The organism is Rosettibacter primus (assembly GCF_036860675.1).
GTDB lineage: Bacteria > Bacteroidota > Ignavibacteria > Ignavibacteriales > Melioribacteraceae > Rosettibacter > Rosettibacter primus.
This window is the reverse complement of sequence record NZ_JAYKGK010000014.1, coordinates 19,245-36,923: the sequence shown is the minus strand read 5'-3', so window position 1 is coordinate 36,923 and position 17,679 is coordinate 19,245. Positions and strand designations below refer to the sequence as shown.

The following is a 17,679-nucleotide window of genomic DNA, read 5'->3' as shown; positions in this document are numbered from 1 at the left end:
CCTCATTATTGTTTAATGTGTAAACCACATTCTTTCGTATTTGGATTTTCCCACCACCATCTGCCGGCTCTTATATCTTCGCCAGGTTGAACCGGCCTTGTGCATGGTGCACAGCCGATGCTTAAATAATTTTTATCATAAAGACTATTGTATGGAATATTATTTTTTTTGATATAATCCCATACTTGGGCTTCTGTCCAATTAAAAAGTGGATTTACTTTTATTAATTTGTAATTATAGTCATATTCTATTAATTCAATATTTTGCCGTGTGATTGATTGTTCTCTGCGCAAACCAGTAATCCACACTTCTATATTTTTTAGTGCGCGTTTCAATGGTTCAATTTTTCTTACATAACAGCATCTTTTTCTGTCTTCTATGCTGTTATAAAAAAGATTTATTCCTTTTTCCCTTACCATTTTTTCAACTGATCTGTAATTGGGAAAGTAAATGTGAATTTTTATGTTGTATTGTTCTCTTGTTCTTTCAATTAAACTGTATGTTTCGTTTGGTAATCTGCCAGTATCAAGTGTAAATATTTTTACTTTTGAATTAATGGAAGAAAGCATGTGAGTAATTACCTGGTCTTCAATACTCAGACTTGTTGAAAAAGCTGCTTTTTTCCCAAAAGTTTCTGAAAAATATTGTATTACCTCGAATGTATCTTTACTTTTTAATTGATTATTTAATTCTTCGATTCTTTCCATTTCATTCCTCAAATGTTGTATTCAATGTCAGATTTTGTTTCTTTCCCAAATTTGATTTTATCCCATATTCTTTCATGAAGATAATAAATGAATATTTTGGTAAATATTTCTACACCTCCTATCGATAAAGCTATTCTTACACTTCCAGTAAAAAAGTAAGAAATTATTGCAGTATATAAGCTGCCAGTGATTCTGTAAGTAATAGATTTTATTAAACTTCGATATGACTTCTCATGCATGTTTTTCCCATCTTTTTATTGATAATGGGGATTGTTTATTATTAGTCTCTAAAAAGACTAAAGTTTAATATTGTTAATTATTTATTTAGTATAGTGTTGATTAAAAAAAGAAAAGTATTAACAACAACAGAACATTCGGTGGGTACAGAGACAGGTATTATTTGAATTTTGGATGTAATTAATTGAGAAATTAGTTTGAATATAAACAGAAGTATTAAACCTTCTAATACTTCGATGCTTCGTTTTAAGTAAGTTATTCATCTTTAGTCCCTTTCTATTTTTTGATTATCGTTTTCTTATTCTTGCTAATAACAAAAAAGCCCTTCAATCTGTGAAGGGCTCTTGAGATTAAATTTATAAATATAATTTTATCTCCGCTCCTTCACAGAACATTTGATAAACATTTTACAAATACAATTACTAAAAATATTTTTTGGTGTCATCTGCTAATTTTTTATTTTCAGTGCAAAGATAAATTTAATAAGTTATTATGTCAAGTTTATTTTTAAATTTCTCAGTAGTAAAATAATAAATATGAATTATTTATTTTTAGTTGTGATAAATAAAAAATTATAACTACGTTAAAACATCTTTTATATCAATGGAATCAGAAATATCTGAAAGAATAATTGGAAAAAGAAAAGTAGCTATAGCTTCAGCTTTTGCCGCAATATTTCTTACTTCATTAAAGCTTATCATTGGTTTAATTACAGGCAGCCTGGGTATTTTATCAGAAGCACTTCATTCAGGATTGGACTTGATTGCAGCAGGAATTACATATTTTGCCGTTAAATATTCTGATAAACCTCCAGATGAAGGACACAACTACGGACACGGAAAAATTGAAAACTACTCAGCTCTTATCGAAACAATTTTGTTATTTATTACATGTATTTGGATAATTTACGAAGCGATCAGAAGATTAATTACAAAAGAAGTTGAAATTGAAGTATCAGTTTGGGCATTTGCTGTAATGATTACATCAATTATTGTAGATTTAACACGTTCACGTGCACTGAGTAAAGCAGCAAGAGAATATAATAGCCAGGCACTCGAAGCCGATGCTCTTCATTTTTCGACTGATATATGGAGTTCTACTGTAGTAATAATTGGGTTGATATGTGCGTATTTTAATTTTTATTATGCAGATGCAATTGCAGGATTAATAGTTTCATTTATCGTAATGACAGTGAGCTATCGCCTTGGAAAAAAATCTTTTGATGCATTAATTGATAAAGCACCATTGGGATTAAAAGAAGAAGTAGTAGCTATTGTTAGCAAAATTCCTGAAGTTGTGTTATCTCACGACATAAAAGTTAGAGAATCTGGTCCTTACAAGTTTGTTGATATTAATATTCACGTAAATAAATCAATGACAATTGAACAAGCACACGAAATTTCTCATTTAGTTGAAGAAGCTATTGTTTCTAAAATCAAAAATGTAAAAGTTATGGTTCATGCTGAACCAGATAACGAAATTGATGAAAAATAGTATTTTATTATTAATTTTTATATTTGTTAGGGACATTTATTAAATGAACTAAAAGTTAAAGGAGCGTGTTAATTTTATAAAATTAACAAAAAAATAATTATTGAAAATTGGGAGATAAATATGAATGAAAATAATTTAAGGAATACTCAAATTGATGATATTGAATTAAGAGAATGGCTTGAATCCCTTGAATATGTTTTACAAACAGGTGGACCGGAAAAAGTTAAAGAGCTCTTACATAATTTAGACACATATGCACATGAAAAAGGTGTTGAAATTCCATTTACTGCAAATACACCTCATATAAATACAATACCAAAAGAAAAACAGCCTCCATTTCCTGGTGGAAGAGAAATTGAAAGACGTATTAAAAGTCTGGTTCGCTGGAATGCTATGGCTATGGTTGTAAGAGCTAATAAAATTGAACCAGGTATTGGGGGACATATTTCAACATATGCTTCACTTGCTACTTTGTATGAAATTGGCTTTAATCATTTTTTCCGTGGCAAAGATGGAAATCATGAAGGAGACATAATTTATTTTCAGGGGCATGCAGCTCCAGGAGTTTATGCAAGAGCATTTCTTGAAGGAAGATTAACAAAAGAACAACTCGAAAATTTTAGAAGAGAATTACAACCAGGGGGAGGATTATCTTCTTACCCTCATCCATGGTTAATGCCAGATTTCTGGGAATTTCCCACTGTTTCAATGGGATTAGGTCCTATTCAGGCAATTTATAGAGCAAGATTTATAAGATATCTTGAAGACAGAGGTTTGAAAAAACCAAGTGACCAGAAAGTGTGGGCTTTTATAGGAGATGGCGAAACAGATGAACCAGAAACACTTGGAGCAATAACACTTGCAGCTCGTGAAAAATTAGATAACTTAATTTTTGTAATTAATTGTAATCTTCAAAGACTTGATGGACCTGTAAGAGGCAATGGAAATATAATTCAAGAACTCGAAGCAATTTTCCGAGGTGCCGGTTGGAATGTGATAAAAGTTGTTTGGGGTAGTGATTGGGACCCACTCTTGGAAGCTGATAAAACTGGTCTTTTAATTAAGAGAATGAACGAATCAATTGACGGCGAATCACAGAATTATGTTACAAGAGATGGAAAATATATAAGACAACATTTCTTCGGTAAATATCCAGAATTATTAAAACTCGTTGAACATTATACTGATGAACAATTAGAAAAAATGAAACGTGGAGGTCACGACCCTGAAAAAGTATATGCTGCTTATAAAGCAGCGGTTGAACATAAAGATGCACCAACAGTAATTCTAGCAAAGACTGTAAAAGGTTATGGGCTTGGAGAAGCTGGGGAAGGTAAAAATATTACTCATCAACAAAAAAAATTAAACGAAGAAGAATTAAGAGAATTTAGGACCAGATTTTCAATTCCAATAAGTGATGAAGAAGTTTCTAATGCTCCTTTCTATCGTCCTCCAGAGGATTCCCCGGAAATTCGATACTTGAAAGAAAGAAGAAAAGCTCTTGGTGGGTATATTCCTAAAAGAATAATTAAAGCAGCTCCTTTGAAAACACCATCTGAAGAATTATTTGAAGAGTTTTATAAAGGTTCAGATGGACACGAAGTTTCAACAACTATGGTTTATGTTAGAATTCTCTCTAAACTATTAAAGGATAAAGAAATAGGTCATTTGATTGTTCCAATTGTTCCAGATGAAGCAAGAACATTTGGAATGGAAGCACTATTTAGACAGGTGGGAATTTATTCTCATGTGGGACAGTTATATGAACCTGTTGATAAAGACACACTCCTATATTACAAAGAAGCTAAAAATGGTCAGATACTTGAAGAAGGAATTACAGAAGCAGGAGCTATGTCTTCTTTCATTGCTGCTGGAACAGCTTATTCGGTGCATGGAATAAATACTATCCCGTTCTTTTCATTTTATTCAATGTTTGGATTTCAAAGAGTTGGAGATTTAATTTGGGCTGCGGGCGATATGCGTTGCAGAGGATTTTTACTTGGTGCAACAGCAGGCAGAACAACTCTTGCTGGAGAAGGTCTGCAGCATCAAGATGGACATAGTCATCTTCTTGCTTATCCTGTTCCAAATCTTTTAGCTTATGATCCAGCTTTTGCATATGAACTTGCTGTTATTATTCGTGATGGTATTTATCGAATGTATGAAAAACAGGAAGATATATTTTACTATATAACTATAATGAACGAAAATTATGTTCAACCTCCGATGCCTGGTGATGTAAAAGATGGAATATTGAGAGGTATGTATAAATTCAAAGTTAGCGAAATGAAAGATCAAAAACTAAAGGCTCATTTACTTGGAAGTGGTACAATCCTAAATGAAGTAATTAAAGCAGCAGAAATTCTGGAAAATAATTATAAAGTTTCTACTGATATTTGGAGTGTGACAAGTTACAAAAATCTTCATCTTAATGCTCAAGAAATTGAAAGATGGAATATGTTTCATCCTGACCAACCAAAGCTTCCATACATCTCAGAAATTACAAAAGGAGAATCTGGTGTATTCGTAGCTGCTTCTGATTATGTACAAATTATTAAAGATGCAATGGCTAAATGGCTGCCAGGTCCACTTCATTCTCTTGGAACTTATGGATTTGGAAGAAGTGATAGCAGAGCTGCTTTAAGAGACTTTTTTGAAGTTGATGCTAAACACATTGTTTATGCAACTTTATATTCTTTATATAAAGAAAATAAAATTAAACTTGATGTTGTTAAAAAAGCACAAAATGAACTTGGAATTAATCCGGATAAACCAAATCCGGCAAAATCATAAAAATTTTTTAACAAAATTGGAATTCTAAAATGATAGTAGACTTTAAACTTCCTCATCTTGGAGAAAATATTAGTTCAGCAGATATTATAAAGGTTCTTGTTAAAGAAGGTGATAAAATTGAAATTGATCAGATTATTGTAGAAATCGAGACAGATAAAGCTACAATTGAAGTGCCTTCTGAGGTAAGTGGAATTATCAAAAAAGTTCATGTCAAAGAAGGAACTAAAGCTAAAGTTGGTGAACCATTAATATCTGTTGAAGTAGCTGAAGAGGATAAATCAAAAATTGATAAATTGGAAAAAGTATCAGAAGAATCAACTTCTGAGCAAGTGCAGTTAACTTCTCAAACAGCTCATACTTCAGCTGAAATTGAAAATAAAAAAGCAAAAGCTGAATCAAGTCCATTGCATTCTGAAATTAAAGAAGTAGTTAAAGAACATACTCACATGCCTCAGGTTATTGATATTCCTCAAGATATTGTAAAAACTATAGTTCCTGCTGCTCCATCAGTAAGAAGATTTGCCCGTGAAATTGGAATTGATATAACACAAGTAAGAGGAAGCGGTCCAAAGGGAAGAATTACAATTGATGATGTTAAAGCTTATGCAAAATTATTAAATGAACAAATTCAAAAAGGAGGAATAGTTCCAGGTGTTCAAGTTGGAATTTCTAAAGAACCTTTACCAGATTTTTCAAAATGGGGCGAGATAGAACGTTTGCCAATGAGTAATGTGCGTCGTAAAACTGCGGAACATCTTTCTTATGCATGGAATACTGTTCCTCATGTTACACAATTCGACAAAGCTGATATTTCAGAAGTAGAAAAATTTAGAAAACAGTATAGCAATAAAGTTGAAACTGCAGGAGGCAAGTTAACTGTAACAGCAATTTTGCTAAAAGTAGTGGCATCGGCTCTTAAAATATTCCCTCAGTTTAACTCAAGTGTTGATATGGAGAAAAATGAAGTTATCTATAAAAAATATATTAACATCGGAGTAGCAGTTGATACAGAAAAAGGGTTGCTTGTACCAGTAATTAAGGATGTAGATAAGAAAAATATAACACAGTTAAGTATAGAACTTTCGGAAATTTCTCGAAAAGCACGCGATAAAAAATTGTCTCTTGAAGAAATGCAGGGGGGATGTTTTACAATTTCAAATCTTGGTGGTATTGGTGGAACTTATTTCACTCCAATTGTAAACACACCAGAAGTAGCAATTCTTGGTGTATCTAAATCTGTTTTTGAACCAGTTTATGTAGATGGCGAATTTAAACCAAGATTAATGTTGCCTCTTTCATTGTCGTATGACCACAGAATTATAGATGGTGCTGATGCAATTAGATTTCTAAGATGGATTGTTAATGCTCTTGAAAATCCACTCTTAATTTTTCTTGAAGGCTGATTATTTAATTACAAATTGTTTTCTGAAAATTAAACCGATGTTTATTTCATAAATGAATAATTTTTGTTTTGATTTTTTTCTTTGAAAAAGTAAATAGAAATAAAATTTAATAATTAAAAAAAACCAATCAATTATTTGTGTATTGAATAACAAAAGAGATTAAAAAATATGTCAACAAAAACACAATTAGCAGTAATTGGAGCCGGACCCGGCGGTTATGCTGCTGCATTTTTAGCTGCAGATTTAGGAATGCAGGTTACACTAATAGATATGGAAAAAAATCCAGGTGGAGTTTGTCTTTATCGTGGATGCATTCCATCAAAAGCATTGCTTCATGTAGTAAAATTAATTAATGAAGCAGAAGAAGCTAAAAAGTGGGGAGTTGAATTTGGCAAACCCAAAATTGATATCAATAAAATTCGTGATTTTAAAAATAGTGTTGTAAACAAATTAACAGGCGGACTTGGTCAACTTTCCAAACAACGAAAAGTTAATTATATAAATGGCAAAGCTTCATTCCTTAATTCGAATGCTTTATCTGTTACAAAAAATGATGGAACTGTTGAAGAAATTATATTTGAAAAAGCAATAATAGCAACGGGCTCTGTGCCTGCTTCAATTCCAGGTATTTTAACTAATTCACAAAGAATTATGGATTCTACTGCAGCTTTAGAATTAAATGATATTCCAGAAAAACTTCTTGTTATTGGTGGAGGTTATATTGGATTGGAGTTAAGCACAGTATATGCAACTCTTGGAAGTAAAGTAACAGTTGTAGAGATGATGCCTGGACTTTTACCGGGTGCAGACAGAGATTTAGTTGCTGTTCTCGAAAAAAGAATTAAAACAAAATTAGATTCAATTTATCTTGAAACTAAAGTTATTGAGTTAAAAGAAACTGAAGAGGGAATAAAAGTTAAGCTCGAAGGAAAAAATATAGACAAAGCTGAGATGACATTTGATAAAGTTCTTATATCAATTGGAAGAAAACCGGTGACATCAGGATTTGGATTGGAAAATACAAAAGTCAAAGTAAATGAACGAGGTTTCATAATAGTTGATAAACAATTAAAAACAGATGACCCAAATATTTATGCAATTGGTGATGTTGTAGGAAATCCAATGCTTGCACATAAAGCAGCTGCAGAAGGTCGCACTGCTGTTGAAGCTATTCTCGGTCACAAAGTTGTATTTGAACCAAATGCAATACCAGCGGTAGTCTTTACAGATCCAGAAATTGCATGGACTGGAATAACAGAAACAGAAGCTCAGCAAAAAGGCATTAAGTATGAGGTTGTAAAATTTCCGTGGGGTGCAAGTGGTAGAGCTGCTACTCTCGATAGAAATGATGGTTTAACAAAATTAATAATTGAACCTGAAACAGAAAGAATTATCGGTGTAGCTATTGTTGGGGTAGGTGCTGGAGATATGATTGCTGAAGGTACACTTGCAATTGAAATGGGTGCAACAGTTAAAGATTTAGAATTAACAATTCATCCACATCCAACTTTATCTGAAACATTAATGTTTGCAGCTGAATTATATTATGGTCATGCTACAGATTTATATAGACCAAAACGAAAGTAGATTTAGAACCTATTGCATCTTTGATTGTTGAATGATTGCACAATTTTAAAAAAATGTATGAATACTAAAATTTTCCTTTTCTTTCTTTTAACCTCATTGGTTCATGCTCAAAATTATGATTGGGTTCGCCACGACTCTTTAGTCAAGGCTGGTGTAAATCAAATTTATGGTATTGAATTTGACAAAGCAGAAAAAACATTTGATATTGTAATTAAAGAATATCCAAATCATCCTTCGGGAAAATTTTTCAAAGCAATGATTACATGGTGGCGTATTTTACTCAATTTAGAAGATGAAAGCATGGACCAGAAATTTTATAACCAGTTGCAAGAAGTAATTGACATGTGTGATAAAATTCTTGATAAGAATCCTAAAAATATTGATGCTATTTTTTTCAAAGGCGGCTCTATTGGTTTTAGGGGAAGATTACTTGGAATTCGTGAAAACTGGATTAAGGCTGCACTCGATGGAAAAGAAGGTTTAGATCTTGTTTATAGAGCATACAAAGCAGACCCAAAAAATGTAGATGTTCAACTTGGTTTTGGTATTTATCATTATTATGCTGAGGTAATTCCACAAAGATATCCAGCTGTTAAACCTTTCATGGTCTTTTTCCCTCAAGGTGATAAGAAAAGAGGATTAAAAGAACTTGAAAATGTTGCATGGAATGGAAGATACGCAAGAATAGAATCAAGATATTTTTTAATGACACTTAATTTTCAATTTGAAAATGACATGGACGAAGCACGAAAATGGGGCAGACTTCTTCTTTCAGATTTTCCTAATAATCCTAACTTTCAGAAATATTATGGTTTAACTTTTGTTAAGGAAAATGATTACAAAGAAGCAGCAAAAATTTTTAGAGATATCTACAAAAAGTGTGAAAAAGGTTTTCAAGGCTACAACAAAAGATTTAAACGAGAAGCAAGTTATTACCTCGGCATGGATTATAAGATAAGTGAAAAAGTCGATTCTGCTATATATTATTTTGAGATATGCGAAAAACTTTCAAGAGAAATTGATAAAAAAACTGAATCTGGATTTTTAATCAATACGGTTTTGTATCTTGCAATGTTATATGACCAGAAAGGACAGAGAGATAAAGCAATTAGTTATTATAATGAAGTCCTTAGAATGAGAGACAGAAATAATTCTCATGAACTTGCAAGAATGTATCTTAAAGTTCCATATAGAAAATGAAAACTATAATCTTGTTGTAATTCCAAATCTGTGAAGTGAACCAATTGAACCTAATGACGAGTATGCATAATCAATAAAATAACTTGAAGCCTTGAAGCCAAAACCAAGGCTGAAACCTGCCAATCCTGCTGTTGTGCCAATTTTTAGTTCTCTTCTTTTTTCACTGTCATAACCTATGCGCAATTTAAAGCTCTGTCCAAGTTGAATTTCACTTCCGAATGTTATTTGTTTGAATCTAGAAAAAAAGTTATCCTGTTTTTCATTAAGATTATTAAACGACCAGTAGAATCTTAAAGGAACTCTTGAAAGTTGTTTTGAAAATCCAAGTCTAATGTCTAATGGTAAATCTTCTTTTGTATTAAAATAAGAATTCAATTGTGAGCCGAGATTCAAAATTGAAAAACCAAAATTCCATAAATGTTCTGGAATTTCATAATGCATTCCTAAGTCAACTGCAGCAGCAGTAGAAGAATAATTTTCAATTCCAGAGTAAATGAACTTGACATTAATTCCATAGTAAAAATTTTTATCAAGATGATTTCCATAACCAATTAATAAGGCAACATCACTTGCGCCAAAATGACCAAGTTTTAATCCAAGAGGGTCAGCCTTTGTAAAATTACCATAGTTAATGTATTTAACAGCTGCACTAAATTTCCCAATGGTTTCAAATTCTTTTGAAATAACAAATGAAGCGGAATTAATATCAACCAAATGTTTCAAAAAAGAAAATGAAGATTGATTACTTTCTAAAAAATTTATTCCGGCAGGATTATAAAAAACAACATTAGGGTCGTCGTTGTTAGCAACAAAACTTCCCGCAAGTGCAGCAGCACGGGGACTTAAATCAAGTTCTAAGAATTTGTAAACACTTTGTGAGAAAGAAATAGTTGTTGTTAAAAGAAATACAAATATTATTTTTGCTTTTGTCATAATTCTCTATTTTTGATGCACGATTTTAAAGATAATCATTTATAAAGGCAAGGTAATAAAAAACTTTTTGAATCTTGCGGAACAATAAGAAATCTAATTCTGTTAGAAATGCAAAAGTTTTTATTAATAATGAAATAAAGGAAAGGAGATAAAATGAACAGCGTTAAAACTGTAATTCTAATGACTGCTATGATGGTATTATTTATTTTAGTGGGGAATTTAATTGGCGGTCAATCAGGAATGATGATTGCATTTATAATTTCACTTGCATTAAACTTTGGTTCATATTGGTTTTCAGATAAAATTGTATTAGCAATGTATAGAGCACATGAAGTTACGAGAAGTGAATTTCCAGAATTATTTAATATTGTAGAAAAGCTATCTTCAAAAGCTAATTTGCCAATGCCAAAAGTTTATGTGATTGATAGCCCAACACCAAATGCATTTGCGACAGGTCGTAATCCACAAAATGGGGCAGTCGCAGTAACAACTGGAATAATGAAAATTCTTAATAGTGATGAACTCGAAGGAGTAATTGCTCATGAATTAACTCATATTAAAAACAGAGATATTCTTGTAAGTACAATAGCCGCAACACTTGTTGGAACTATTACATTTATTGCCCGCATGGCAGGTTGGGCTGCAATGTTTGGAGGAAGCAATAGAGATGACAGAGACAATGGAAATATTTTTTATGAATTAGCTCTCATAATTATTGCACCAATAGCTGCAATGTTAATTCAACTGGCAATTTCGCGTTCGCGTGAATTTATGGCAGATGAAGGTGGTGCATTAATTTCTGGAAAACCTCTTGGCCTGGCCTCTGCTTTGAATAAATTATCTCAAGCAAATGAAATGATTCCAATGCATAATGCGGGAGCTTCTTCTGCACACATGTTTATTGTAAATCCTTTGAGTGGTAAATCTTTTGTTAAATTATTTTCTACTCATCCACCGGTGGAAGAAAGAATTGCAAGACTCAAAGAAATTGCAAGCGGAAGAAGATAAAGTAAGTTTATAGTCAGTATTAATCTTGAATATTTTATTTAATTAATAGTTGTTTAATGAAAAAAAAATATCTGATACTTTTAGGATTTATTTTTGTTAATTATTCAGTATTGTTTTCTCAAACAAATTTTGAAATATGCTGTCAATTAATTAATAAGTCCATAAAAAGTATAGATTCTTTATTAAATAAAAATGATGATGCAATTAAACTTGATATCATTCTGCCATCTTCTTACGAGGAATTAAGACCATATATTATAAATTCATTTTTAAGTAATGGATTTAATTTGTTGAAGGATTCTTCAAAGGTAAATCTAATTTATGCCTTAACTGATATTAATGTTAGTTACAATAATTTTAATCGACTTAGTTTTTTTGGTGATGATGAATTGATTAGAGAAATTTCGATAAGTGGTTCAGCAATTTTTATTAATAAATCGCAAGAGCCTTATAAATTTTATTATAATTATTCAGATACAGTTAAATATAATGATATAGAATCACTCGAAAACAAAATTCTAAAATTTACTCAAGGAAAAATTCCTGAACAGCCGTTATTAAAAAATTTAATTCAACCAATAATAATTGTTGGAGTGTTAATATCGACAGTAATTTTATTTTTTACAGTAAGAAGTAAGTAGTCCTTCTAATTTTTTTAGCATAAATGATTTAGTTATCTTTACACTTGAATCAATTTAAAATTCGGAGTTGTCTTGGTAAGAAGAATATTTCTTTTTTTCATAATAGTATTATTAATTGCAGCATGCTCTGGAACCGTTGATACTTCAAAGTTTAGCGCCGAGGAATATTTTAAGTATGCATTAGAACTTTTTAACAAAGAAGATTATGAACAAGCTGTGATAGAATTCCAGAATATTTTGATGCAATTTACTGGCAGTACAATTAATGATGATGCTCAATATTATCTTGGAATGACATATTTCAAAAAAGAACAATATCTGCTTGCCGCTTATGAATTTAGCAAATTGATTCAGAACTATGCAACAAGTCCATATGTACCTGATGCTCAATTTATGCTTGCAGAATCTTATTATAGGTTATCTCCACCATATCAGCTTGACCAATCTTATACCAAAAAAGCAATTGAAGAATTTCAGGCTTTTATAGATATTTTTCCATCGAATCCAAAAGTCGAAGAAGCTGAAAGAAAAATAAAAGAGTTGAACAATAAACTTGCTCAGAAAGATTTTCAAAGTGCATTGATTTATGAAAAAATGGAATATGACAGAGCAGCAATGAAATATTATGAGCAGGTTTTCGAAACATATCATGATACAAAATATGCCCCTATTGCATTATATAATAAAATTAAAATTGAGGTAAGGAAAGGTTTAATAAACGAAGCACTCGCTGATATCAGCATTTTTTTAAGTAGATATCCTGATGATGTCAATGCAAATGAAATTAGAAAGTTAGAAACTGAATTGACTAATAAACACAATGAACTCACAACAGAGAAAAAGTAAAAAGGTAAAAGATTCTATTGTTACAATGACAGAGCTGGTTTTGCCTAATCATACAAATCAGCTTGGAAATTTGCTTGGAGGGCAATTAATGCAATGGATTGATATTTGTGCTGCACTTTCAGCTTCAAAGCATTCTCAAAGAGTATGTGTTACTGCTTCTGTTGATAAAATTGATTTTCATCACCCAATTAAAGTTGGACAGGTTGTGACTATAACTGCACGAGTCAATCGTGCTTTTAGAACATCTATGGAAGTGGAAGTAGATGTTTATGCAGAATCACACACAGAGGGCACAAGAGTTCATACTAATTCTGCTTTCTTAACATTTGTAAGCGTTGATAATAATGGTAAACCAGTAGAAACATTTGAAATTATTCCAGAAACTGAAGATGAAAAAAGAAGATTTGAAGAAGCACTGCAAAGAAGACAAAAGAGACTTAATGCAGGGTAAATTCACCTTATTATTTTTATTCATTTCACTTAATATTTATGCTCAAATTCCATTAAATGGTTTTTGCAGATTTCGTGAATTTTCTACAAAAGCCAATGTTTCAAATATTATTGCAGTTGATGTAAATAATGACGGCTGGCGTGATTTAATTACTTTTTCCAATCAAAGTAAAAATTATAATGTTCAAATCTGGGCTAAAGAAAAATTTTCAAATCCATCAGAGAGATTTTTAAATTTCTCTCTTTATGATTTGAAACTAAAAAGTGCTCAAGCTAAAGTTACTAAAAAGTATGTTTACCTTTCGAGAAAAGAACGACTACTTGGTACATCTTCTTTTTCTTCTACAGGAAATATGTTAATCAATTCAAAAGTGAAATTGACAGGATTCGCTTCAGATTTTGACATGCAGGACATAGATAATGATGGAATTAGTGAAATATTAGTTTATGGAGGTGCTTATGAAGGATTATCAATTTTTAATGAATCAAAAAATATTTTGATTGAAAAAAAAATTAATGCCAATCGAATCTTTTCTTATGCATCATTTATTGACCTTGATTATGATGGTTTTAACGATATAGCTGCTGTTGATTTATTTACAAATTCAATAATCTTTTTTTATAATAATCGAGCTGGCAATTTTAAGGAAAGCAGAACTTTGAATATTTTTAGTGATATTAAACAATTTAAAGTTGCTGATGTAAATTCAGATGGATTTAATGATTTGATGTTTGTTGACGGGAATCAATTTGTAATTCTTAAAGGTGATTCTGTTTCATCTTTCAGCAAAAAAGTTTTTATCAAGTGCCCTGTCCCTCCCGATAAATATATAATTTTTGATTTTAATGCAGATGGCTATAACGATATTGCTTTTATCAATAGAGATTCAGGAACTCTTTACATTATTTATTCCAAGAATACCGAGTCTTTTTATTATCCGGTTCTTTATTTGAAGCGAAATGGTATTATTGACTTAGAAGGTTTTGTAGACCGTGGTGGAAGAAAACTTGTAGTTTTAGACCAATATGGAAAAGTTTATTTGATTGATAAAGTTATTTCCTTAAATGATGATTTAGCAATTTCACTTCAATCAAAATTAGGAACTATCGGAAGTTTTAGTTATATGTATCAAACAATGCGTGGATTATTCTTTCTTGATGAAGAAGAATTGAGCTTAAATGTTTTACTCGGAGGTAGAGGAAATTATTTTGAAAGATATTTTAAAATTCCATTGTCCGAAGCATATAAAAAAGTGTTTGTTGATGAAACTGATATAGAAAGCAGAACATTTTATTTTTATTCACCAAATAATTCTGTAATTGAAATAATCAAAATAAATTTTGAAAAAAATGATATCACAAGAAGAATCTTATATGCAAGTGGAAATATTTTAGAACTGAAAATTATAAGTGACACTCAAAATAAACGGCAAACAATTTTTGTTCTGTCAGAAAAGGAGAGAACTCTTTTTATTGAATCATTTGAGTATAGAGATTTCAGGTATGTCAAATCTGGACTCGAAGAAATTTCTCGTAATGTCGAGGAAGCTACACTTTCTTACGGTATAAATAAAGAAATTTATTTCTTTACAAGATTTAATAATGTTTTTTATCTCAATAAATCTCTTTATGATAAAAAAGCAGGAAGTCCAATAAATATTGCTGCAACTGTGCTTGATAAATCTCAATATTACTCTATAGAAATACAAGGATACAGCAGTCAAAATAACATTGACAAACCTGTTATTGGTTTAATCGGCGACAGCAGTAAAACAAATTTAACAGTTTTTTTCAAAGGTCATTTTAGAACAATTACGCTCCCTGATTTTTCTCATACGAAAGATTATCTTAATTTCTACGAGTCCGATGGAACAAATAATTTATTGTTGTATGACAGATTAAGAGGTATAATGAAAAGAATCTCATTTTCTAAAAACTATTTGACATATAAAATTGATAATGTTTTTGAATACAAAAACATCAATAGTTATATTGCAAATCAATTAAGAAATAATATTGATATGATTATTTATACAGATTCATCAAATAATCTAATAAGGTTTAAATATATTCGATAATGAAAAAATTTTTTATTGCAATAAATTTGATATTTATCAACTTGTCAGTAGCACAAAACCTTGATTCTCTTTATTCCAAATTTTTATATATCAAAGGAATCCAAAGCAATGAAAAAATTGCTGTTGCTTTATCTGATAGTCAGCATTCAAAATGCGGTTTTGGAATTGTAAATTCAGTAAAGTTGAATATCAATCGATTCAAAACAAAAGAAAAAGCTAAAATTGCTCAATTAGCAACCAGACCAGTTACAGATACAAGTATTGTGACACCTTCCGGTAAATTTAGAATTCACTTTAATAAAACAGGTATTCATTCACCCAAATATGATTTAAAAGAATTAGCTCTTGCAGCCGATTCAGCTTATGACTTTGAAGTAAATATTTTGAAATATCCACCACCGCCAGCAGATTTCGGCGAAGGCGGGGATGATAAGTATGATATTTATATTCAAAATCTTTCAGGTGGTTTATACGGATATACTGAAATTGAAACTCAAATTGGTGAAAATAAATTTACAAGTTACACTGTGATTGATAATGATTATTCAGATACTTATACAAAAGGAATTAATGGCGCAAAGGTTTCTGTTGCACACGAACTTCATCATGCAATTCAGGTTGGAAATTATGTTTATAGAAATGCAGACCAGTTTTATCATGAAATTACTTCTACAGCTATGGAAGAATTTGTTTTCGATAGTATCAATGATTACTATGCTTATATGCCCTCATTTTTTAGAAATCCTCAAAAAACATTTCCTTATAATGACGGTTATAATCTTGCAATCTGGAATATTTTTTTGAAAGAACGTTTTGGAGTTGACATAATTAAAAGAATTTGGGAACTCATGCCAAACGAACGAGCGCTTAATGCTATTGCAGATGCAATTGCCGAACAGGGTTCAACTTTCAAAAATGAATTTGCCTTATTTGGTCAATGGATTTTCTTTACAAACTATAGAGCAATCCCAAATAAATATTTTAAGGAAGCAGAAAATTATCCTTTAGTAAAATCTTCTATGACTGTCAATTTTACTCCTCCTTCTTCTTCAATAGATATTTCATCTGAACCGGTCTCAACAAATTATTTTGCTTTTGTTAATAATGCCAAATCTGTTCCTGATACTTTTGTTTCAATTATTTCAAATTCAGATATAAATCAAGCAATAAGTAATCCGTCCAGTACATTATTATTAAAATACATTCTTGCTAATCAGAGCGGGACTGGTTATAAACATATTATTGATAATTATTTTTCAAAAATTGAATGTGATAATTCTTTTCTTTTGACCGAATCAAATATTTTGAATAATAAATTAATTAATGATGGTCAAATAATTACCGAAGAAGTTAATTATGCTTTTCCACAACCATTCAGGTATTCTACTGATGAGTATATTTATTTCCCTGCAGAAAGAACCAAGTCTGGTTATGCTAATTTATATGTTTATTCAATTGATATGGATTTAGTTTATTCAGGTGAACATAAAATTTACTCATCAGATAAAACTGTAATAAAATGGGATGTGCGAAATAATGAAATGAAAAAACTTTCAACAGGAATTTATATTTATATTGTAAATTCTGGAGATAATATCAAAAAGGGAAAATTTGTTATCTATAATGACTGAGTATTCGTTACAAATAGAAAATCTTGTTAAATATTTTGGAAGAAGATTGGTTTTCAACGGAATCAATGCTTCTTTTAAGTCTAAAAATATTTATGGCATTGCAGGTCCAAATGGCTCTGGTAAATCAACATTTGTAAAAATTATTGCCAACTTAATTTCTCCAACACGAGGTAAAGTAACTCATAAAAATGAAGATGAAATTATAACCGGCGAAAAACTTCATAATTATATTGGATTTGTTTCTCCTTACCTTTTTCTTTATGATGAATTTACAGCGGAAGAGAATTTAATTTATTTTTCAAAAATTCGTGGAATTAATTTCAATAAAGATTATTCAGATTACCTTCTATTGCAAATGAATTTAATTGATAGAAGAAATGATTTAGTTCGTGGTTATTCATCTGGAATGAAACAAAGATTGAAGTTTATTTTTGCTTTACTTCATAAACCCAGATTAATTATTCTTGATGAACCTACTTCGAATCTTGATAATTTTGGAAAAGATAAAGTTTATGAATTGATTTCGAAAGAAGGAGAAGAAAATCTTATTGTTATTGCTTCAAATGAATTGGATGACTTAAAATTATGTTCTCAAATTTTGAATCTCGAAGATTATAAGAACAAGAATGAATAAAAATGAGAGGAGGTGTCTAAAAAGTAAGATTAAATAA

At 30.7% G+C, this 17,679-nt stretch carries 15 protein-coding genes; 12 read left to right on the top strand and 3 right to left on the bottom strand.

What is annotated here, in order from left to right:
* Positions 1-5: 5 nt before the first annotated feature.
* Entirely contained in the window at positions 6-707 is a 702-nt protein-coding gene (locus VJY32_RS13445; protein ID WP_353678447.1) for a phosphoadenylyl-sulfate reductase, read from the bottom strand.
* A gap of 8 nt (positions 708-715) precedes the next feature.
* Positions 716-946 (bottom strand): DUF2061 domain-containing protein, encoded by a 231-nt coding sequence (locus VJY32_RS13440; protein WP_353678446.1) that lies wholly within the window; start codon positions 944-946, stop codon positions 716-718.
* A 601-nt stretch (positions 947-1,547) separates the two neighbouring features.
* Between VJY32_RS13440 and VJY32_RS13435 the strand changes: the two genes are divergently transcribed.
* The 5 genes from VJY32_RS13435 (at position 1,548) to VJY32_RS13415 (ending at position 9,421) form a co-directional block, all read left to right on the top strand.
* Positions 1,548-2,438 carry a cation diffusion facilitator family transporter gene (locus VJY32_RS13435; protein WP_353678445.1) on the top strand — a complete coding sequence of 297 codons (891 nt, stop codon included), beginning with the start codon at positions 1,548-1,550 and terminating at the stop codon, positions 2,436-2,438.
* A 120-nt stretch (positions 2,439-2,558) separates the two neighbouring features.
* Complete coding sequence (aceE, locus tag VJY32_RS13430) at positions 2,559-5,231, top strand: pyruvate dehydrogenase (acetyl-transferring), homodimeric type (protein WP_353678444.1); 2,673 nt, start codon at positions 2,559-2,561, stop codon at positions 5,229-5,231.
* 29 nt (positions 5,232-5,260) lie between these two features.
* On the top strand, positions 5,261-6,634 hold the full coding sequence (locus tag VJY32_RS13425) for a 2-oxo acid dehydrogenase subunit E2 (RefSeq protein WP_353678443.1): 1,374 nt from the start codon (positions 5,261-5,263) through the stop codon (positions 6,632-6,634).
* A gap of 168 nt (positions 6,635-6,802) precedes the next feature.
* Positions 6,803-8,221, top strand: coding sequence for a dihydrolipoyl dehydrogenase (gene lpdA, locus VJY32_RS13420; protein ID WP_353678442.1), 1,419 nt, complete (start codon positions 6,803-6,805; stop codon positions 8,219-8,221).
* A gap of 57 nt (positions 8,222-8,278) precedes the next feature.
* A complete protein-coding gene (locus VJY32_RS13415; RefSeq protein ID WP_353678441.1) occupies positions 8,279-9,421 on the top strand; it encodes a tetratricopeptide repeat protein in 1,143 nt (380 codons plus the stop codon).
* Positions 9,422-9,424: 3 nt separating this feature from the next.
* Here the strand turns inward: VJY32_RS13415 and porQ are convergent, their stop codons facing one another.
* Positions 9,425-10,354, bottom strand: a complete 930-nt coding sequence (porQ, locus tag VJY32_RS13410) for a type IX secretion system protein PorQ (RefSeq protein ID WP_353678440.1) — start codon at positions 10,352-10,354, stop codon at positions 9,425-9,427.
* Positions 10,355-10,507: 153 nt separating this feature from the next.
* On the opposite strand from porQ, the gene htpX reads away from it, so the two are divergent.
* The 7 genes from htpX (at position 10,508) to VJY32_RS13375 (ending at position 17,642) form a co-directional block, all read left to right on the top strand.
* A complete protein-coding gene (gene htpX / locus VJY32_RS13405; protein ID WP_353678439.1) occupies positions 10,508-11,362 on the top strand; it encodes a zinc metalloprotease HtpX in 855 nt (284 codons plus the stop codon).
* Between the two features lie 56 nt (positions 11,363-11,418).
* The gene (locus tag VJY32_RS13400) at positions 11,419-12,003 is read left to right on the top strand and encodes a hypothetical protein (protein WP_353678438.1); all 585 of its coding nucleotides are present in this window, start codon (positions 11,419-11,421) and stop codon (positions 12,001-12,003) included.
* Between the two features lie 72 nt (positions 12,004-12,075).
* Positions 12,076-12,849: an outer membrane protein assembly factor BamD gene (locus VJY32_RS13395; RefSeq protein ID WP_353678437.1), complete on the top strand. Its 774-nt coding sequence runs from the start codon at positions 12,076-12,078 to the stop codon at positions 12,847-12,849.
* Positions 12,824-13,300 (top strand): acyl-CoA thioesterase, encoded by a 477-nt coding sequence (locus VJY32_RS13390; protein ID WP_353678436.1) that lies wholly within the window; start codon positions 12,824-12,826, stop codon positions 13,298-13,300. The genes VJY32_RS13395 and VJY32_RS13390 overlap by 26 nt, the downstream gene beginning before the upstream one ends.
* Positions 13,290-15,377, top strand: coding sequence for an FG-GAP repeat domain-containing protein (locus tag VJY32_RS13385; RefSeq protein WP_353678435.1), 2,088 nt, complete (start codon positions 13,290-13,292; stop codon positions 15,375-15,377). Before VJY32_RS13390 ends, VJY32_RS13385 begins: the two co-directional genes overlap by 11 nt.
* Positions 15,377-17,008, top strand: a complete 1,632-nt coding sequence (locus tag VJY32_RS13380) for an MXAN_6640 family putative metalloprotease (RefSeq protein WP_353678434.1) — start codon at positions 15,377-15,379, stop codon at positions 17,006-17,008. Before VJY32_RS13385 ends, VJY32_RS13380 begins: the two co-directional genes overlap by 1 nt.
* On the top strand, positions 17,001-17,642 hold the full coding sequence (locus VJY32_RS13375) for an ATP-binding cassette domain-containing protein (protein WP_353678433.1): 642 nt from the start codon (positions 17,001-17,003) through the stop codon (positions 17,640-17,642). Before VJY32_RS13380 ends, VJY32_RS13375 begins: the two co-directional genes overlap by 8 nt.
* Positions 17,643-17,679: the final 37 nt, after the last annotated feature.